Raw genomic sequence first — 19,180 nt, 5'->3', positions numbered from 1 at the left:
AACGATGCCCTCCAGACGAGCGGTTCTCGCCGCACTGACGGCGCTAGCTGGCTGTACCGACGGGTCGCAGTCACCCGAATCGACGGGGTCGTCGACACGGACGCCCACTGGAACGGATGCCAGCGACGCGACCGAGGCGCCGACCCGGACGCCGACGAGCGACTCGGTGCCCGTCCGCTGGCGACACGAGACGCCACACAGCGCCCTCGACGTCGTGTCGCTCGCGCCCGGCGCCGACGGGCCGGCGGTGTACGTCGGGAGCGACGGCGGCGGCGAGGGGGCGGACGGCCACGCGCTCCACGCCGTCGGGCTGACCGACGGCACCGAACAGTGGCGCGTGTCGCTCCCGACCCCGGTCGTGACCGAACCGCTGTACGCCGAGGGGGAGTCGGGGCCGCGCGTCTACGTCGCCACCCGTCGGTCGAGCGACGCGGCCGAACTGTACGCGCTCGACCCCTCGCGGGGGACGCGTGTCTGGGGGTTCGACGCGCCCGAGCGACGGCGGGTCTACCCGCTGGGCGCGACGGGCGAGACGGTGTTCGTCGGGACGCGGGACGACGACGTGGCGCGGAACGGCGAGACGGTCCACGCGCTGGCCGCCGGGGACGGGCACGAGCGGTGGCGAGTCGAGAGCGGCGACGCGTTGCCGACGGGTCACGCGGTCCGGCGCGACACGCTCCTCGTGCGGACGCCGGCCCGCGTCCGGGCGCTGGACGTCGAGACGGGCGCGGAGCGCTGGCGGGTCGACAGTCCGACCGTGATGTACGGTCCGGCCCTCGACTCCCGGGGTGAGCGGCTGTTCGTCGGCTACGACGGCGTGGTGCGAGCGCTGGACCTCGCGGACGGGAGCGAACGCTGGCGACGCGAGGTCGACTTCTCGATATCGGCGGTGACCACCCCGCGTGCGGCCGCGAGCACGACGGTGTTCGTGGCCGACCGCGCGGGCCGACTGCTGGCCCTGAGCCCGCTGGACGGCGGGACGCGCTGGACACTCTCGGTCGGGGGCGACGACTTTCGCCCGCACGTCGTCCGGACGAGCGAGCACCTGTTCGTCGGCGGGCCGGGCGTCTACGCCCTCGATCCGGTCTCCGGCGAGCGGGCGTGGTCGTTCACGCCCCAGTCGGTCGACGTGCGCGTCCACGCCTCGACGACCGCGTTCGCCGCCGTCGACCGCGACCGGCTCCACGCCTTCGACCCGGCGGACGGGACGGAGCGGTGGCGGTTCGCACCCGACTCGATGCTCGCCGGGGTGGCGACCGCCGGCGACCTCGCGTTCGTCGGCGCCGGGGGGACGGTGTACGCGCTCGACGGAAGTGCCGTGAGCGAAGCAAACGGCACGTCGGCGAGGGAACGAGACGAACGAAGTGACCCGTCCTGACTCCTCACTTACACTTAACCGCCGCGAACGCGAAGGGGGAGCATGGCCGAGACGCATCTGACCGTCGGGCAGACGGTGTACGACGACGAGGGGAGGAAACTGGGGACCATCCGCGGCTTCGACGAGGACGGCTTCTTCGTCACGACCCGAGAGGGCATCGAGGCGCTATCGATCGAACACGAGCGCGCGGGCCACGAGTTCGGCGGGGCGGAACTGGTGTGGCGGTGTTCGCAGTGTGGGGCGGTCGGTGAGCTGGGCGACCTGCCCGCGGAGTGTCCGGACTGTGCGGCGCCACGCGAGGATCTCTACTACTGGACCGAGGATTGAGCCGTCCGTTCGAAGCGTCCACGAACCCCGCCCCGTAGCTCGATGACGCCGACACGCCGGCGACGGCGACTCGCCGTCCTGTCTATCACGGCGGTCCTCGCGGCCGTGCTCGCTCCGACGGCCACGGGGCTGGTGACGCTCGACGTGACCGTCGACGGCACCCCGATCCGGGACGGCGGGTCGATCACCGTCACCGAGGACCCGGAGCTCGGCGTCGACGTCGGGGGCGACGAGTCCATCGAATCGGTGACGATTCGCGTCGACGGCGAGACGCGCGCGTCGTTCGAGCCGAACACGACGGCGCTCTCGGAACGGCTCACGCTCGACCTCACCGACGGGAACCACACGGTGTCCGTCGCGGTAGCGCCGGGGAACCGCACCCTGACGGCGACGGTCCGGAAGGATTCGACCGGGCCGATAGTGACGGTCACATCGCCGTTCGAGTCGGCGGTGGCGGCACCGACCGGGCAGGTCGCCATCGACCACGGGGCGGCGACGCTCGCGGCCGACCTCGACGACCCGAGCGGCGTCCGCGAGGTGCGGATCGAACGGGTCTACGAGTGGCGGTTCGGGGGGCAGTCGCGGCGGAGCGTCGAGACCTACCGCATCGAGAACCCCGGCGACAACGTCTCGCAACCCATCCTGTTCGGCCACCATCGAAACGAACTCCGGATCGAGGCCGTCGACGTCCACGGCCAGCGGCGCACGTACGACGTGGTGGTCTGGGTGATCGACGAGGATCGCCCGCGGATCGCGCTGGATCGGGTCGAGCGGAGCGGCGGCCGCCTCCGCGTCGCGGGCACCGTCAGCGACGGCACGAAGGTGGACAGCCTGTCGTATCGGGTCGGGCGGTCGGCACAGCGGACGTACGTGTTGAACCCCACGTCGCCCGAGCCCACCCGGTCGCGGGTCGACGCCGACTTCGAGTTCACGGCCCGCGTCGGCGACGACGCGGCGGCGGTCACGGTCGTGGCGACGGACGTGGTCGGCAACACGCTGCTCTGGGCGGTGCCACTCGACTACCGGGGATCGGCTGCGCCGACGATGACGGTCGACGAGTCGGCGACGCGCGCCCGCGAGGGGGGAGTCGAGGTGGTCGGCTCCGTCGTCGGCGGGTGGGTGACGACGGTGGTGGTCGAATCCGTCGACGCCGAGGGGGCGGTGGTCGACGCGGTCACCGTCTACGACGGGGCGGCCACCGACGACGTGCAGGTCAGGGACCGCGTCGGGGCCGCGAGGGGGGCAACGACCGTCGTGATCCGCGCCGTCGACGTCTCCGGGGAGTCACACCGGGCGTCGGTGACGCTCGGGGCGTCGACGCCGACGGAGACGCCGGTCGCCTCCTCGCCCACCGGGACGCCGACCCGCACGCCGACCGTGGAGGCGACGCCGGTCACGACGATGCCCGACGACGGGGGACCGACGACGCGCGGACGCGGGTCGCTGCCGACGGCGCTCGCGGCGGTCGGCATACTCGGCGGCCTCCTGCTGGGCGGCCTGACGCGTCGGCGGTGACCGATCACTCGCGGCCGTGGCAGGTGTTCCGCCCGAGGAGGGCGTTGATCGGGCACCGCCGTATCCCGACCGTGACGAACATGACGGCGGCGAAGACGAGGGTCGCGCCCGCGACGACCGTCTGGAGGTCGCCGGTCAGCCCGCCGCCGTAGACGACGACGGCCATCGACGAGAGAAGGGCGAGGACGCCGAGAACCACCCGGACGGTGCGGTCGGTGCCGCCGACGTTCGGTTCCATGCGATCTGATACGCACCCAACACGAAAAAGCCGTGCGCCGGCTCAGACGGGGTACTGTGAGTCAGTGCCGGTGGGTCGCCGAGACGGGCCGGCGACCCACGGGTAACCAGTCACGATCACTCCAGATAGCCGAGGTCACGGAGGCGCTCCTGTGCCTCGTCGTCCATGTCGGCGACGGCGTCGTCGGTCACGTCGGCGTCGGCGGCGCCGGTCCACGCGCCGCCGACGCGGGACTCGAAGTCGGCGAGGACGCGTTCGACGTCGTTGACGGCGCCGTCGTCGCCGCCGGCGAGGTCGGTCGTCTCCCCGGGGTCCCGGTCGAGGCGGTAGGCCTCGTCGTCGACCCGGTCGATCCGGACGTACTTCGCGTCGGGGCGGCGCGCGGCGCGCATCCGCGAGTAGAACCGGGAGTCCTCGGGGAGGTCGATGCCCGCGGCCGACGCCTTCTCCTCCAACTGCTTGAGTTCGACTACGGGCCGGGAGTACTCGACGAAGCCGTAGTCGCCGCCCGGGGCGGCAACCTGCCCGGCGTCGGGATCGGTCGCGGCGTCGAAGGCACGGTAGTCGGCCGAGAGAAGGGAGCGGGTGGGGTCGCGGGCGACCGCGGTGTCGCCCGGCGTGGCGGGGTCGCCGCCCGGCACGTCGAGGGCGTCGAGGACGGTGTGGTACAGGTCGACGAGTTCGACGGTGTCGGTCCGGCGCTCGGCGTCGAGTTCGGGGTGTTTGACCACGAGCGGCACGTTCACCAGCGGGTCGTAGAGGCAGAACTCGTGGCCGTACAGGTCGTGTTCGCCGTGAAGTTCGCCGTGGTCCGCACAGACGATCACCGTGGTGTCGTCCCACTCGCCCTCGTCTTTGAGCCAGTCGAACAGGCGGGTGAGCTGGGCGTCGATGTGGGCGATTTCGGCGTCGTAGAGGTTCCGGATATCGGCCCATTCCCCCTCGCTGATGTCGCGGGCGCCCGAGTTGTACTCCTTGGAGTTCTGGCAGACGGCCGTCGAGTCGACGCCGGGGGCGAACTCCTCGGCGAACTCCGCGGGCGGGTGGTAGGGGAGGTGGGCGTCCATCAGGTTGATGAAGGCGAACCAGTCATCGGCGTCGTCGACGAACTCCTGTGTGCGGTCGACGACGGCGGGCGTCTTGGAGTCGGCGCCCTCGCCGCCGGCGAGATACTCGTGGGCGACGTTGCCGAGGGAGACGAGTTTGTCCGCGAGGGTTCGAAGCCGGTCGTTGTCGTTCATCGTCTTCCACGCGCGGGCGAGGGGGCCGGAGAGCAGGTCACCGGGCATCACCTCGAAGAAGTTGTCCTGGTGGTCGAAGCCGTCGGTGAGGTGGGTGTAGGGTGTGATCCAGGCGTTCGAGGAGTAACACGCGGTGTCGTAACCGGCGGCCGAGAGCGTCTCGGCGAGGGTGGTGGCGCCCTCGAGATAGGGGTTCTCCTGATCGGCACCGTGTTGGCTGGGGTAGAGGCCGGTAAAGAGGGAGGCGTGGACGGGGAGGGTCCACGGGGCGGGGGCGACGGCCTCCTCGAAGACGGTCGCTTCGGCGGCGAAGTCGGCGAGACCGGGAGTGGTCGGCCGGTCGTAGCCGTAGGGAGAGAGGTGGTCCGCCCGAACCGTGTCCATGACGACGAAGAGGACCTTCCCGGGGGCGTCGCTCGACATACGGGTCAGTGCGGGGGTGACGCGAATAAAGCCCGCGGATCGTCCGTGGGGAAGTCGACGGCCGGCGCCGCTGGGGAGCCACGCCGAGCGGCGACTGGGTCGTGACCGGCGTCAGCGCCAGTCGTCCAGGCCGGGAGCGTCCCGAAGCTGGATCGAGACCCAGGCGTCGTCACGGGATACGTCCGCGATGACGAACTCGGTCGTTCCGGTCCCCTCGTCGACGGAAGCCATGACATCGGAACTCTGCCCCCCCACAGTCGTCACGTCGGACGCCATGTATGTTAGATAGTAACAACCTCATATAAATACGTCGATACGAGAACACGAGCACGTCGGACCGCCCGCCCTTCGCAGAGTATTAGAGGGTGGGCGGCGGAACGGGGAGCATGCACGTAGCCGACGCGATGACGCCCCGCGCGGACGTCGTCACCGTCGATCTCCCGGGAACCCGGGACGACGCTCTCGAATATTTACAGGAGCGGGGCTTCTCGTCGATCCCCGTCGTCAAGCCGACGGAGAACGGCGAGGCGTACCGCGGCCTCGTCTCGCGGGACGACCTCATCGAGAACCCGGACGAGGACCAGCTCGCGCTCCTGATGCGGGAGGTGCCGACGACGACGGCCGACACCGACATCGTCGACGTGGCGGCGATGATGCTCGAAGAGCACGCCCGCCGGGTGCCGGTCGTCGACGACGAACTGGTCGGGATCATCACCGTGACCGACGTGGTACGGGCCATCGCCCGGGGCGACGTGGACGGCGAGACGCCGGTCGCGTCGCTGGCGACGAACGCGGTGAACACCACCTACCACGAGACGCCGCTGACGGTCGCCGAGCGCGAGATTCACTACGCGAACGTCCCGTACGCCGTCGTCCTCGACGACGAGGGCGAGATGGCGGGAATGTTGACCGAGGTGGACATCATCGAGGTGGCCCGCGTCGTCGAGGGTGAGGACGACACTGGCGAGAGCATCGCCAATCAGGACGACGAGTGGATGTGGGAGGGAATCAAGGCGGTCGGCAACCGCTACTTCCCGACCCGGAACGTCGAGATTCCGCGCGAACCCGTCTCGACGTTCATGAGCGACGACATGGTGACGGTGTCCGGCCGGAAGACGGCGAAGGAAGTCGCCAAGCTCCTCCTCTCGAACGACATCGAACAGGTGCCGTTGATCGACGGCGGCGCGCTCGCGGGCATCGTCCGCGACGTGGACCTCCTGAAGGGTATATGAGCGACGGCACCGCCATCACCGAACTCGCGAAGCGCCGGGGCTTCTTCTTCGGCGCGAACGAGGCCTACGGCGGCGTCGCCGGCTTCTACACCTTCGGTCCCGAGGGCGCGGCCCTGAAGCGGAACGTCGAGGCGGCGTGGCGCGACCGCTTCACCGTCCGCGAGGGCAACGACGAAATCGAGGCGCCGACCATCGCGCCCGAATCCGTCTTCGAGGCGTCCGGCCACCTCGACGGCTTCGACGACATGCTCGTCGAGTGCGGCGAGTGCGGCGAGAGCCACCGCGCCGACCACCTGATCGAGGACGCGAGCGATATCGAGGAGGCCGAGAGCCTACCGCTCCCCGAGGTAGAGGAGTTGATCGCCGAGTACGAAGTGGCCTGCCCGTCCTGTGGCGCCCCCCTCGCCGGCCGGTCGGTCGAGGAGTTCAACCTCATGTTCGAGACGGCCATCGGTCCCGGCTCCGGCCAGCCCGGCTACCTCCGGCCCGAGACGGCACAGGGCATCTTCGTCGAGTTCCCGCGGCTGAAGGAGTACGCCCGGAACAAACTCCCGTTCGGGATCACACAGATCGGTCGGGCCTACCGCAACGAGATCAGTCCGCGCAAGGGTATCGTCCGCACCCGGGAGTTCACGCAGGCCGAGTTGGAGCAGTTCGTCGACCCCGACACCGACGAACCGCCCCTCTCCCGCGTCGCCGACGTGTCGGTGAAACTCTACCCCGCCGACGAGCAGGAGGACCCCGACGGCGGCTACGTCGAGACCACAGTCGGCGAGGCGGTCGAGGAGGGCATCGTCGCCAGCGACTGGGTGGGCTACTACCTCGGCGTCGCCCGCGAGTGGTACGACCGGATCGGCGTCGACGGCGACCGGTTCCGGTTCCGCCAGCACCTCCCCGGCGAGCGTGCCCACTACGCCGCGGACTGTTGGGACGCCGAGAGCGAAGTCGGCGGCGTGGTCGACGACCCCGACGATCCGACCGACGGCGACTGGATCGAAATCGCGGGCTTCGCCTACCGCGGCGACTACGACCTTTCCAAGCACGCCGACCACGGCGACGACGACTTCACCGTTTTCGAGCAGTACGACGAACCCCGGACGGTCGAGCGGGCGGTCGTCGACCCCGACATGAGCGTCCTCGGCCCCGAGTTCGGCGGGCGGGCGGGCGACGTGGCCGACGCTCTGCACGCCCTCGCGGAACGGAACCCCGACGCCTTCGACGGCGACGAGGTGACCGTCGAGGTGGGCGGCGAGGACGTGGCCGTCGACGCCGACGTGGCGAACTTCCGGATCGAGGAGCAGACGGAGGCGGGCGAACACGTCACGCCCCACGTCGTCGAACCCTCCTTCGGCGTCGACCGGACGGTGTACACGCTGATCGCGCACGCGTACGATCAGGACCTGATCGACGGCGAGGAGCGCACGTATCTCTCGCTGGCGCCGGAGGTGGCGCCGACGGACGTGGCGGTGTTCCCGCTGGTGGGCGACGACGCGCTCGAAACGCTCGCCGACGAGGTGGTGAACGACCTCCGCGGCGCCGGTCTGTCGGTCGCCCACGACGACTCGGGCAACATCGGGCGCCGGTACCGCCGGCAGGACGAGGTCGGCACGCCGCTGTCGGTGACGGTCGATCACGAGAGCGTCGAGCGCGACGAGGCGACGGTGACGGTTCGGGACCGCGACACGACGGCACAGGTTCGGGTGCCGGTCGCGGACCTCGCCGAGCAACTGGAGGCGGTTCTCGCCGCCGGCGGCACCTTCGAGAGCCTGCTCGAAGCGTACGACGCGGTCGAGACGGACGTGACGCGCTCCTGAGGATGGCGGGCGCGCGAACGGGGCGGCGACCATGACCACGGGCGCCGAACTCAAGCGGCGCGCCGTCCACGCCAGCGGGGTCGGGTTCCCGGCACTGTACCTGTTCGACGTCGTCGACTGGCCGACGCTCGGCTGGCTTCTCCTCGTCGGCGCCGGCGTCGCTGCCGGCCTCGAAACGATTCGGCTCGGTGTCGGCCTCGACTGGGCCATCTACGAGACGCTCACCCGGGAGTACGAACGCGACAACGTCGCCGGCTACGCGCTCTACATGTTCAGCATGACGGGCGTGGCGCTCGTGTTCGAGCCACCGGTCGCGGTGCCGGGGATGTTGATGCTCGCCATCGGCGACCCGGTCAGCGGCCTCCTCGGCTCGAACGAGGCCGGGCGGGCGAAACGCGTCGGCGTCCTCGGCGTCATGTTCGCCGTCTGTTTCGGGCTCGCGGCGGTAGTGCTGGTGGGAGCGGTGCCCCTCGTGCCGGCCCTCGGCGCCGCCGCCGTCGGCGCCGCGGGAGCGACGGTCGCCGACGGGTTCACACCCGTAATCCGGGGATACGTCCTCGACGACAACCTCACCATCCCGCCCGTAGCGTGTCTGGGCATCTGGGTCGTGTTGCGCGTGGCTGGCTAGGCCGGCACGGGCGAACCGAGGCGGACGGCGACGACGAACGCGCCAACATGCCCCGGAAGTTCAACATCGGCGTCACGGGGTGTCGGGAGGGCTGTGCGCAGGACGCGATCGACGGCATCGGGCTCGAACCGGCGGAAAAAGAAGTGAACGGAGCGGTCGTCACCGGCTTCAACGTCCGGATCGGTGGCGGCCTCGGCGGGCGCGAACCCCGACGGGCGCGTGACCTCGACGTGTTCGTCACGCGCGAGAACGCCTACGAGGTGGTTCGCGGGTTCGGCGAACTCTACCACGAACACGGGCGGCGGGACAACCGCCAGGGGAACCGGAGTCGCTTTTTCATCGACGAGGAGGGGACCGAGGCGATCCGCGACCGCCTGCAGGCGGAGTACGTCGACATCGACCTCCACCGCGCCGGGCAGAACGTCCGCGAGGCGTACACGTACAACGCCGGCAAGCCGCCGGCCGCGGGCAAGGCGGACCACGTCGGCCGGCGGCGTTCGGGACGATCCGGCGGTGCCCACCGAGTAACCGCGCCGAACCTGTCGAGAAACCTATATTCCGTCCGGTGGCGTACGGTGAGGGATGGAAGACGTGGACGACGAAATCGAGGGGCTGGAGGCGAGTCTCACGGAGGCACGGCGCTTTCTCGACGAACAGCTGTCGAGCATCGACAACGTGGATGGGAAGGCGATTCAGCTGTTTCAGGTGGTGACCGTCCTCGTCGGGATACTGCTGAGCCTCCTGTCGTTCGTCTACGAGGGACGTGAAGCGGCGGCGATTGGCTTGCTCAACCCGTTCACGCTCGCCGGAATCACCTTCCTCGTGGGCGCGATGGCCGCCGCGGCGATCACTTACTCGACGGGGGAGTACCACGCCGGCGTCGGCGTCGAGGACCTTCGATGGATCGTCGACGAAGGGTACGCGGACGGCGAATTCCGGCGTGGACTGTACGAGGACCTCCTCGTCGGCTACGCCGACTGGATCGAGGCGAACGAGCGGGCGAACCAGCGCCAGGGCGTGTTCATCACGACGACGATCCTCGCGATCATCTACGGCGTGGCTTTCCTCACCGTCGGCGTCGTGAACGTCCTCCTCCCGGCCCAGTGGCTGCCGTTCGCAGCGGTGCTGGGGCTCCTTCTCGTGGCTATCACCCGGCTACTCGAACCGCTCACACAGCTCCACCAACTGTTGGAACGACGATAGGAAGATAGAGTTATGCTCTCAGCCGTCGTCCGTAGATGCATGGGCAACGAGCGCAACCGCCGTCGTTTCGCGGGCGGGACCGTCCACCGACGGTTCGAACGGGAAGACGAGGAAGAAGAGGAAGAGTAACGCATCGAGCGGGCACGGAGCGTCCGTTCGCAAGATATTTGTAGCGAGCCACGATTTCTAGCGACAATGGACCGGACATCGGCGCTCACAGCCGTCCGCCACGTCCGCCGACCGCGACGACGGGCCCGTTAGGCCCACCTCTCTCTCACTCCCTTCGTTCGACGCTGCAGCCACCCCCCCCACGAGCGTCCCGTTTCTCATTTTATTTCAATTACAAAAACGTAGAATTTAAGTCCGTAAAGGGTCGAGAAGTCGGTAATGACACGTGTGGCACTCGCGTTCTCCGGCGGTCTCGATACGACAGTATGCGTCCCGCTCCTCGAAGAGGAGTGGGGGTACGACGAGGTCGTCGGCGTCACGGTCGACGTCGGACAGCCAGCCGAGGAGTTCGCCGAGGCCGAGGAGACGGCCGAGGCGCTGGATCTGGAACACCACGTCGTGGACGCGACCGAGGAGTTCGCGGCCATGTGTATGGAATCGGTGCGGGCCAACGCCACGTATCAGGGCTACCCGCTCGGGACGGCGCTGGCGCGGCCGGTCATCGCCGAGGCCATCCTCGACGTGGCCGAAGCACACGACTGCGACGCCGTCGCCCACGGCTGTACGGGGAAGGGCAACGATCAACTGCGCTTCGAGGCCGTCTGGCGCGCCTCGGATCTGGAGGTCATCGCGCCGGTGCGCGAACTCGGCCTGACCCGGGAGTGGGAGATCGAGTACGCCGCGGAGAAGGAGTTGCCCGTCGAGGGCGGCAACGAGGGGGTCTGGAGCATCGACACGAACCTCTGGAGTCGCTCCATCGAGGGCGGCGACCTCGAACAGCCCGGCCACGTCCCCGGCGAGGAGATTTACGACTGGACGCGGGCGCCAGCCGGCGACACCGAGGAGATCGAACTCACGTTCGAGAACGGCTACCCCGTCGCCGTCGGCGGCGAGGAGATGGCCCCCGTCGCCCTGATCGAGCACCTCAACGAGGTGGCCGGCAAGTACGGCGTCGGGCGCACGGACATGATGGAGGATCGGATGCTCGGCCTGAAGGTGCGCGAGAACTACGAACACCCGGCGGCGACGACGCTGCTCAACGCCCACGAGACGCTGGAGTCGCTCGTGCTCACGAAAGAGGAGCGCGACTTCAAGCGCCTCGTCGACGACGAGTGGTCCCAGAAAGGGTACGAGGGGCTCGTCGACGCGCCGCTGATGGAGGCGCTGGAGGGCTTCATCGACGCCACGCAGACCCGCGTGACGGGGACGGTCACCATCCGATTCGAGGGCGGACAGGCCCGCCCGGTCGGCCGCGACAGCGAGTACGCCGTCTACGACGAGTCCTTCGCCTCGTTCAACACGGAGGACGTGGGGTCGATTACGCAGGCCGACGCGACGGGCGTCGCCAAGTACCACGGCTTCCAGGAGCGCCTCGCCGCGAAGGTGCTCGCGAAGGCCAAAGAGGAGGAGTAGCCGTGCACGTCGGCCTCCTCTACTCGCGGATCAGGCGGGACGAGAAGCTCCTGCTCTCGGAACTGCGGGAGCGCGACCACGAGGTGACGAAAATCGACGTGCGGAAAGAGCGGTTCAACATCGGCGAGGCGCCCGAAGCGTTCGACGACGTCGACATCGCCATCGACCGCTGTCTCGCCACCAGCCGCAGTCGGTACGTCACGCGCTTTCTCGACGCCTACGGGGTTCCCGTGATCAACGCCGCCGACACCGCCGAACTCTGTGCGGACAAGGTGAAAAACAGCCTCGTGCTGGAGGCGGCGGGCGTCCCCACGCCCAACACCGACGTGGCCTTCACCACCGACAGCGCCCTCGAATCCATCGAGGAATTCGGCTACCCCTGCGTGTTGAAGCCCGTCATCGGGTCGTGGGGACGCCTGATGGCCAAAGTCGACTCCCGGAGCGCCGCCGAAGCGATTCTGGAGCACAAGGCCACCCTCGGCCACTACGAGCACAAGGTGTTCTACATCCAGGAGTTCGTCGAGAAGCCCGGCCGCGACATCCGCGTCGTCGCCACCGACGGCGAACCGGTCGCGGCCATGACCCGGAGCTCCGACCACTGGCTCACCAACGCCGCGAAGGGCGGCGAAGTCAACGAGTTCGAGGTGACCGACGAGGTGGCGGAACTCGTCGAGCGCGCCTCCGACGCCGTCGGCGGCGGCTTGCTGGGTGTCGATCTGATGGAGACCGGCGACTCCTACACCGTCCACGAGGTGAACCACACGGTCGAGTTCAAGGCGCTCGACTCCTGTGTCGACTTCGACGTGCCCGCCGCCATCGTCGACTGGCTGGAGGAGAAGGCGGCCCAGGAGGCGCCGGCATGACGGAGACGTACACCGCGAGCGTCGTCGGCGCGAGCGGCTTCGCTGGCGGCGAACTCCTCCGCCTCCTGAACGGCCACCCCCACTTCGAGGTGGCACAGGCGACGAGTCGGAGCTACGAGCGCAAGACGGTGGGGCACCAGCATCCCAATTTGCGGGGCATGGACCTCCGCTTTACCTCGCCGACGGAACTCGACTCCGTCGACGTGCTCTTCGCGGCGACGCCCCACGGCGTCTCGATGGATCGCATCGACGCGTTTCGGGACGCCGCGGACACCGTGGTCGACTTAAGCGCCGACTTCCGCCTCGGGAGCGAGAAGCAGTACGACGAGTGGTACGACGGGCACACGCGCCCGGAACTGCTCGCGGAGTCGGAGTACGCCCTCCCCGAACTCAACCGCGACAACCTCGCCGGCGCGGATCTGATCGCCTCCGGCGGCTGTAACGCGACGGCGACGATTCTGGGACTCAAGCCCCTCTTCGACGCCGGCATCCTCGCGGGCGACGAACAGGTCGTCGTCGACGTGAAGGTGGGGTCCTCGGAGGGCGGCGCCGGCGGCGGCGCGGCCTCCTCGCACCCCGAACGCTCGGGCATCGTCCGCCCCTACGCCCCGACGGGCCACCGCCACGAGGCCGAAATCGAGGAGTTCCTCGGCCTCTCCGTCTCCTTTACCGTCCACGCGGTGGACATGATCCGCGGCGCGGCCGCGACCTGTCACGTCTTCCCGGACGGCCCGGTCAAGAAAAAAGAGCTGTGGAGCGCCTACCGGGACTCGTACGGCGACGAACCGTTCATGCGCACCGTCGCCGGGGGCGGTGGCGTCTACCGCTACCCCGAACCGAAGGCGGTGGCGGGCACCAACTACGGCGAAGTCGGCTTCGAAATCGATCCCTCGAACAAACGGTTAGTAGTGTTCTCGGCCATCGACAACATGATGAAAGGCTCGGCGGGACAGGCGGTCCACGCCGCGAACGTCGCCCTCGGCATCGAGGAGACGGCGGGCCTGGAGTTCGAGGGGCTACATCCGGTGGGGGCGCCGTAGGATGTCGGTGGTAGTCAAGATCGGCGGCGCGAAGGCGGTCGATCCGGCGGGCGCCGTCGCCGACATCGCCGGCCTCGTCGACGACGGCGAACCCGTCGCCGTCGTCCACGGCGGCTCCACCGCCGTCGACGACCTGCTGGATCGGCTGGGGATCGACCCCACGTACGTCGAGACGCCGGGCGGCGTCGTCGGGCGCTTTACCGACGAGGCGACGATGGAGGCGTTCACGATGGCGATGGGCCGCGTGAACAGCGACCTCGTGGCGACGTTCCGCGAGGCGGGCGTCGACGCCGTCGGTCTATCGGGCGTCGACGGCGGCCTCATCACCGGCCCCCGGAAGTCCGCGGTCCGCGTGATCGAGGACGGCAAGAAGAAGATCAAGCGCGGCGATCACTCGGGGAAGATCGAATCGGTGAACGCCGACCTGCTGGAGACGTTGCTCGGGGAGGGCTACACGCCCGTCGCGGGCCCGCCGATGCTCGCCGACGACGGCGTCCCGGTCAACACGGACGCCGACCGCGCGGCCGCGGCGGTGGCGGGCGCCCTCGGCGCGACGCTCGTCGTCCTCACCGACGTGGCGGGGGTGTACGCCGACCCCGACGACTCCAGTACCCTGATCGAGTCGGTGACCACGCCCGCGGAGTACGACGCGCTCACCGACGCCGCGGAGGGGTTCATGACCAAGAAGGTGATGGCCGCTACCGAAGCACTGGAGTCGGGAGCGAGCGAAGTGATCGTCGCCGACGCCAACGCCGACGCCCCCGTTACGGCAGCACTGGGCGGAAGCGGTACACACATTCATCGGAGTGCTCTAGAGGACCCATGAGCGGTTTCGTCTTTTCCGAGAAACCAATCGGGATCGAACGCGGCGAGGGGGCCTTCCTCTACGCCGACGACGGCACCGAGTATCTCGACTTCGGTGCGAGCTACGCCGTCACGCCCGTCGGCCACTGTCACCCGCGGGTCGTCGACGCCGTGAAGGCACAGGTCGAGGACCTCATGTACGTCCAGGCGTCCTATCCCGTCGAGGCGCGGACGGAACTGTACGGGAAACTGGCGACGGTGTCGCCGCCGGGACTGGACAACGTCTGGCTCTGCAACTCGGGCACCGAGGCCAACGAGGCGGCGATCAAGTTCGCGCGCAACGCCACGGGCCGGGGGAAGATCGTCGCCACGCGCCGCGGCTTCCACGGCCGCACCCTCGGCGCCCTCTCGATGACGTGGAAGGACAAGTACAAGAAGCCGTTCGAACCCCTGATCGACGGCGTCGAGTTCGTCTCCTACGGCGATAGCGAGGAACTCGCGGAGGCGGTCGACGAGGAGACGGCCGCCGTCTTCCTCGAACCCATCCAGGGCGAGGGCGGCATCCACCCCGCGGACGCGACGTATCTGCGTCGCGCCCGAGAAGTGACCGAGGAGGCGGGCGCCGCCCTCGTCTTCGACGAGATTCAGACCGGCGTCGGCCGCACGGGGACGCTCTGGGCCTGCGAACGCTCCGAAGTGGAACCGGACATCCTCACGACGGCCAAGGGCATCGCCAGCGGCCTCCCCCTCGGCGCGACGGTGTGTGCGGACTGGATCGCCGACGCCGACCCCGAACACGGCTCGACGTTCAGCGGCGGGCCGGTGGTCTGTGCCGCCGCCAACGCCACTCTCGACGTGGTCGTCGAGGAGGACTTGCCCACCCGCGCCGCGGACGTCGGCAGTTACCTGATGGAGTCCGTCGAGGACGCCGACCTGCCGATCCGCGAGGTGCGGGGGCAGGGGCTGATGATCGGCCTCGAAGTGAAGCGGGGGTCGAACCGCCTGCTCCGTGACCTCGCGCTGAACGAGCAGGTGCTCGCGCTCCCGGCCGGCCGGACCGTCCTCCGCTTGCTCCCGCCGCTGATCATCGACGAGGAGCACGCCGACCGGTTCGTCGAGTCGCTGGAGGCGGTGTTATGACCGCGAGCGAGGAGGTACTGCCCGACGTGGGCGACGTGGAGTTGACCGAGGCCCAGCGCTTGCTAGTCGACCTCGTCTCCATCCCCTCGCCGTCGGGCGAGGAGGCCGCAGCGGCCGAACGCCTCGTCGACTTCTTCGAGGCCCACGACCGTGAGGTGTGGGTCGACGAGGTGGGGAACGTCCACGCCCCGGCCGACGACGCCGTCCTCCTGACCTCCCACATCGACACCGTGCCGGGCGACATCCCGGTCGAGATTCGGGACGGCGAGGAGGGGAAGGAACTCTGGGGCCGGGGGAGCGTCGACGCCACCGGCCCGCTTTCGGCGATGGCCGTCGCCGCGGTGGAGACGGGCGTGAGTTTCCTCGGCGTCGTCGGCGAGGAAGTCGACTCCCGTGGCTCCCGGCACGTCGTCGAGAGCGGCCGCGCGGAGCCCGGCGCCGTCGTCAACGGCGAGCCGAGCGGGTGGACGGGCATCACGCTCGGCTACCGTGGGCTGCTGGCGGGGACGTACGTCGCCACCAGCGAGTCGGGGCACACCTCCCGCCCGGAAAACAACGCGATTCAGGACGCGATGGACTGGTGGACGCGGGTGGAAGACGAGTTCGACCCCGACGAGTACCTCCCCGTCTTCGAGCGGGTGACCTGCAAGCCGACGGCGTTCGAGGGCGGCCCCAGCGCGGACGGCCTCTCCGTCGAGGCGACGATGGAGGTGCAGTTCCGCGTGCCGCCGAAGTACACCGTCGACGACGTACGGGAGATGGCTGACGGCCAGCTCGACATCGGGACCGTCCACTGGTACGATCACGTCCCGCCGGTGATGCAGAGCCCCCGCACCGACGCCGCGCGGGCGTTCCGCGCCGCCATCCGGGAGGCGGGCGGCGAACCGCGCCTCCTCCGAAAGACGGGGACCGCCGACATGAACGTCTTCGCGTCCGCCTGGGACTGCCCGATGGTCACGTACGGACCCGGCGACTCGGATCTGGATCACGCGCCGAACGAACACCTCCTCCTCGACGAGTACGATCGCTCCATCGAGGTGCTGATCGACGCCTGCCAACGACTACAATGATCGAAGCGACCGACGTCCTCGACGTGGACGACCTCACGGCCGAGGACCTGACGACGGTGTTGGATCGTGCGGCGGCCATCAAGGCCGGCGAAGACGACACGGACCTCGACCGGCAAACGCTCGCGATGGTGTTCGAGAAGCCGAGCACGCGTACCCGCGCGTCGTTCGAGACGGCGATGACCCGGCTCGGCGGCCACGCCATCTTCCTCGGCCCGGACGACATCCACCTCGGGAGCGGCGAACCGGTCAAGGACACCGCCCGCGCGCTCGCGGGCTACGCCGACGCCATCATGGCGCGGCTGTTCGACCACGCCGACGCCGAGGAACTCGCCGCCTACGCCGACGTACCGGTGATCAACGGCCTGACCGACGACGCCCACCCCTGTCAGACGCTCGCGGACCTGCTGACGATCCGCGAGCGGTTCGGCGGGTTCGACGACGCGACTGTCGCGTGGGTGGGCGACGGCAACAACGTCGCGCAGTCGTTCGTCCTCGGTGCGGCGCTCGCGGACCTCGATTTCACGGTGACGACGCCGCCCGAGTACGGCATCGACGACGACGTGCTGGATCGGGCGGCGGCGCTCGGTCGGACGCCCCGATTCGTCGACGACCCCGCCGACGCCGTCGCCGACGCCGACGTGGTCTACACCGACGTGTGGGTGTCGATGGGTGAGGAAGACGTTCGCGAGGAGAAACTGCAGGCGTTCGAGGGCTTCCAGTTGAACGCCGACCTCCTCGCCGGCAGCGACGCGCTGGTGATGCACTGCCTGCCCGCCCATCGGGGCGAGGAGATCACCGACGAGGTGGTCGAGAGCGACCGGTCTATCGTCTGGCAGCAGGCCGAGAACCGCTTGCACGCGCAGGCGGGGTTGCTGGTCGAACTGCTGGCGGAGTAGACCGTCAGACCGGCGTCTCGAGCAGTTCCCGGATGTTGTCGTCGATGGCCTGTTTGTCCTCCTCGAAGATGCCGAACATGGCGAAGTGGCCCCAGAGGCTGGGGATCGGCCGGAGTTCGCTGTCCGGGATCATCGACTCCTCGTGAGCGCAGTCGCTGACGGGGAAGAACATGTCCTCCTCGAAGGGCATGACGAACGTCTTGGCCTCGATGCGGCCGAGCGCGGCTTCGAGGTCACCGTCGGTGTTCCGGCTCACGTCCCCGTTCTGCCACTTTTTGGCCATCGCCAAGAGGTCGTTCGGGTCCATCCGCAGGAACCAGTCCTCCCAGAAGTTAGCCATCAAGTCTTCGACGGACGTGAAGCCGGCCCGCTCCCACGCGCGTTCCTCGTAGTGGTAGAACTGCGTACACAGCCCCATCACCGACCAGATCTGGGCGTGACGCTTGAGACCGGTGATGACCGCGTGCGGGTCGTCGTAGAAGCCGTCGTTCCACGCCGGATCGGACCGGATGGCCTCCATGTGCGCGTCGATGAACAACCGGTCGTGGGGCGTCACCTTCGCCGTCCCCGCGATGGGCGCGGCGCGTTTGACCATCTCCGGGTACCGCACTGCCCACTCGTAGGTCTGCTGGGCGCCCATCGACCACCCGAGGACGAGCTCCAGTTCGTCGATGCCGAACTCCTCGGTGACCAGCTTGTGCTGGGCGCGGATGTCGTCCTCGATGTTCACGTCCGGGAAGTTACCCATGCCGCCGTCCTGTGGCGGCGTGTTGTGCGGCGACGTGGAGAGCCCGTTGCCCAGTTGGTTGGGCATGATCACGAAGTACTCCTTCGGGTCGATGGCCATGTCCTCGCCCACGTACATCTCCATGTCTCGATGGGTGCCCGAGTACATGTGCGGGAAGACGATGGCGTTGTCCTTCCCCTGGTTCAGTTTGCCGTGGGTCTGATAGGCCAGTTTGCAGTCCGGAATCCGCCGGCCCGACGCCAGTTCGAAGTCGCCGAGGTCGAACAGGTCGTAGTCGCCGTGTTCGGCCTGCGTGTAGTACTCGTTCTCCAGATGACGGTCTTCGAGCGTCATAACGTGTTGTTCGCATGAACATTATTAATAATTAACTAGTGTGTCGCGGCCGCGTGGGGGCCGCGCCGGTCGTGTGACTCGTTCGCACAGCACCGAAACGGGCTTATCGAGGCTCGAACATCGTATATGACCCTTTTGACGCCGTGCGCCGCCAGTGCCCGACTCCCGAACGGAAATGTCGTTGTGAGAACTCTTCCCGATCATGTCGACGACGACAGAAACGGTCGGCGAAACCGGCGAACTGGGCGGCAACTGGCAGGCCGGCGTCCTCGGCGGCATCCTCGGGGCGCTGGCGATGGGGGTGCTCGTCCTCGCGATGAGTCCGCCGGTACTGGCGGTGGCGATTCCGTCGCTGTACGGGCTGGCGCCGCCACCGAATCCCGGTCTCGGAATGATCGTCCACGTCTCCCACGGGGCGGTGTTGGGCGTGGTCTTCGCGGGTCTCGTCGGGGCACTGGGAATCGAGGGCACGACCCGGCGCGTCGGTCTCGGCGCCGCGTGGGGCGTCGTGACGTGGGTCGGGCTAGCGGCGCTCGTGATGCCCGTCTGGTTGAGCGTCGTCGGCTCCCCCGCGTCGCCGCCGTTCCCCAACTTCGCCCTGCCGTCGCTCCTGTGGCACGTCGTCTACGGGGCGGTGCTGGGTGGAGTGTACGCGGTGACTGCGGATCGGGTGTGACCCCGATACTTTAATCCCGTCACGCGTAAC

At 68.8% G+C, this 19,180-nt stretch carries 19 protein-coding genes and 1 pseudogene; 16 read left to right on the top strand and 4 right to left on the bottom strand.

The annotated features are described in order from the left end of the window. Positions 1-4 precede the first annotated feature (4 nt). The 3 genes from DU484_RS03140 to DU484_RS03130 are packed head-to-tail and all read left to right on the top strand — an operon-like array spanning position 5 to position 3,220. Entirely contained in the window at positions 5-1,378 is a 1,374-nt protein-coding gene (locus DU484_RS03140) for a PQQ-binding-like beta-propeller repeat protein (protein WP_114605088.1), read from the top strand. 42 nt (positions 1,379-1,420) lie between these two features. Next, on the top strand, positions 1,421-1,705 hold the full coding sequence (locus DU484_RS03135) for a DUF7130 family rubredoxin-like protein (RefSeq protein ID WP_114584738.1): 285 nt from the start codon (positions 1,421-1,423) through the stop codon (positions 1,703-1,705). A gap of 42 nt (positions 1,706-1,747) precedes the next feature. Next, positions 1,748-3,220 (top strand): hypothetical protein, encoded by a 1,473-nt coding sequence (locus DU484_RS03130; protein WP_114605087.1) that lies wholly within the window; start codon positions 1,748-1,750, stop codon positions 3,218-3,220. Between the two features lie 4 nt (positions 3,221-3,224). On the opposite strand, the gene DU484_RS03125 is transcribed toward DU484_RS03130, so the two are convergent. The 3 genes from DU484_RS03125 to DU484_RS19895 form a co-directional block, all read right to left on the bottom strand. Beyond that, entirely contained in the window at positions 3,225-3,458 is a 234-nt protein-coding gene (locus DU484_RS03125) for a YgaP family membrane protein (protein ID WP_114584736.1), read from the bottom strand. Positions 3,459-3,574: 116 nt separating this feature from the next. After that, entirely contained in the window at positions 3,575-5,122 is a 1,548-nt protein-coding gene (locus DU484_RS03120; RefSeq protein WP_114605086.1) for a sulfatase, read from the bottom strand. A gap of 111 nt (positions 5,123-5,233) precedes the next feature. Next, positions 5,234-5,398 carry a DUF7556 family protein gene (locus DU484_RS19895; protein ID WP_187347754.1) on the bottom strand — a complete coding sequence of 55 codons (165 nt, stop codon included), beginning with the start codon at positions 5,396-5,398 and terminating at the stop codon, positions 5,234-5,236. A gap of 110 nt (positions 5,399-5,508) precedes the next feature. Here DU484_RS19895 and DU484_RS03115 point away from each other — a divergent pair, with 110 nt between their 5' ends. From DU484_RS03115 to argF, 12 genes and pseudogenes are all read left to right on the top strand, one after another. After that, positions 5,509-6,354 carry a CBS domain-containing protein gene (locus DU484_RS03115; RefSeq protein ID WP_114605085.1) on the top strand — a complete coding sequence of 282 codons (846 nt, stop codon included), beginning with the start codon at positions 5,509-5,511 and terminating at the stop codon, positions 6,352-6,354. Further along, entirely contained in the window at positions 6,351-8,168 is a 1,818-nt protein-coding gene (glyS, locus tag DU484_RS03110) for a glycine--tRNA ligase (protein WP_114605084.1), read from the top strand. The genes DU484_RS03115 and glyS overlap by 4 nt, the downstream gene beginning before the upstream one ends. 31 nt (positions 8,169-8,199) lie before the next feature. Further along, on the top strand, positions 8,200-8,796 hold the full coding sequence (locus DU484_RS03105) for a diacylglycerol/polyprenol kinase family protein (protein WP_114584732.1): 597 nt from the start codon (positions 8,200-8,202) through the stop codon (positions 8,794-8,796). A gap of 26 nt (positions 8,797-8,822) precedes the next feature. Then, a pseudogene (locus DU484_RS20270) lies at positions 8,823-9,284 on the top strand (ferredoxin--nitrite reductase); the annotation flags it as partial. 94 nt (positions 9,285-9,378) lie between these two features. Further along, entirely contained in the window at positions 9,379-9,999 is a 621-nt protein-coding gene (locus DU484_RS19890; RefSeq protein ID WP_262342921.1) for a hypothetical protein, read from the top strand. 387 nt (positions 10,000-10,386) lie between these two features. Continuing rightward, positions 10,387-11,580: an argininosuccinate synthase gene (locus DU484_RS03090; protein ID WP_114584729.1), complete on the top strand. Its 1,194-nt coding sequence runs from the start codon at positions 10,387-10,389 to the stop codon at positions 11,578-11,580. Positions 11,581-11,582: 2 nt separating this feature from the next. Next, entirely contained in the window at positions 11,583-12,443 is an 861-nt protein-coding gene (gene lysX / locus DU484_RS03085) for a lysine biosynthesis protein LysX (protein WP_114605081.1), read from the top strand. Beyond that, the gene (gene argC / locus DU484_RS03080) at positions 12,440-13,483 is read left to right on the top strand and encodes an N-acetyl-gamma-glutamyl-phosphate reductase (protein ID WP_114605080.1); all 1,044 of its coding nucleotides are present in this window, start codon (positions 12,440-12,442) and stop codon (positions 13,481-13,483) included. The genes lysX and argC overlap by 4 nt, the downstream gene beginning before the upstream one ends. 1 nt (position 13,484) lies before the next feature. After that, a complete protein-coding gene (locus DU484_RS03075) occupies positions 13,485-14,309 on the top strand; it encodes an acetylglutamate/acetylaminoadipate kinase (RefSeq protein WP_114584726.1) in 825 nt (274 codons plus the stop codon). Further along, positions 14,306-15,427 carry an aspartate aminotransferase family protein gene (locus DU484_RS03070; RefSeq protein WP_114605079.1) on the top strand — a complete coding sequence of 374 codons (1,122 nt, stop codon included), beginning with the start codon at positions 14,306-14,308 and terminating at the stop codon, positions 15,425-15,427. Before DU484_RS03075 ends, DU484_RS03070 begins: the two co-directional genes overlap by 4 nt. Beyond that, on the top strand, positions 15,424-16,497 hold the full coding sequence (locus tag DU484_RS03065; RefSeq protein ID WP_114584724.1) for a [LysW]-lysine hydrolase: 1,074 nt from the start codon (positions 15,424-15,426) through the stop codon (positions 16,495-16,497). Before DU484_RS03070 ends, DU484_RS03065 begins: the two co-directional genes overlap by 4 nt. Further along, positions 16,494-17,393: an ornithine carbamoyltransferase gene (gene argF / locus DU484_RS03060; RefSeq protein WP_114605078.1), complete on the top strand. Its 900-nt coding sequence runs from the start codon at positions 16,494-16,496 to the stop codon at positions 17,391-17,393. Before DU484_RS03065 ends, argF begins: the two co-directional genes overlap by 4 nt. Positions 17,394-17,397: 4 nt before the next feature. Here the strand turns inward: argF and DU484_RS03055 are convergent, their stop codons facing one another. Then, positions 17,398-18,474 carry an alpha/beta fold hydrolase gene (locus DU484_RS03055; RefSeq protein ID WP_114605077.1) on the bottom strand — a complete coding sequence of 359 codons (1,077 nt, stop codon included), beginning with the start codon at positions 18,472-18,474 and terminating at the stop codon, positions 17,398-17,400. Between the two features lie 202 nt (positions 18,475-18,676). Here DU484_RS03055 and DU484_RS03050 point away from each other — a divergent pair, with 202 nt between their 5' ends. Next, positions 18,677-19,150 carry a DUF6789 family protein gene (locus DU484_RS03050; RefSeq protein WP_114605076.1) on the top strand — a complete coding sequence of 158 codons (474 nt, stop codon included), beginning with the start codon at positions 18,677-18,679 and terminating at the stop codon, positions 19,148-19,150. Positions 19,151-19,180: the final 30 nt, after the last annotated feature.

It is taken from the genome of Haloplanus rubicundus (genome assembly GCF_003342675.1).
GTDB lineage: Archaea > Halobacteriota > Halobacteria > Halobacteriales > Haloferacaceae > Haloplanus > Haloplanus rubicundus.
The sequence above is the reverse complement of the archived record's forward strand: the minus strand, read 5'-3'. Positions and strand labels throughout refer to the sequence as shown.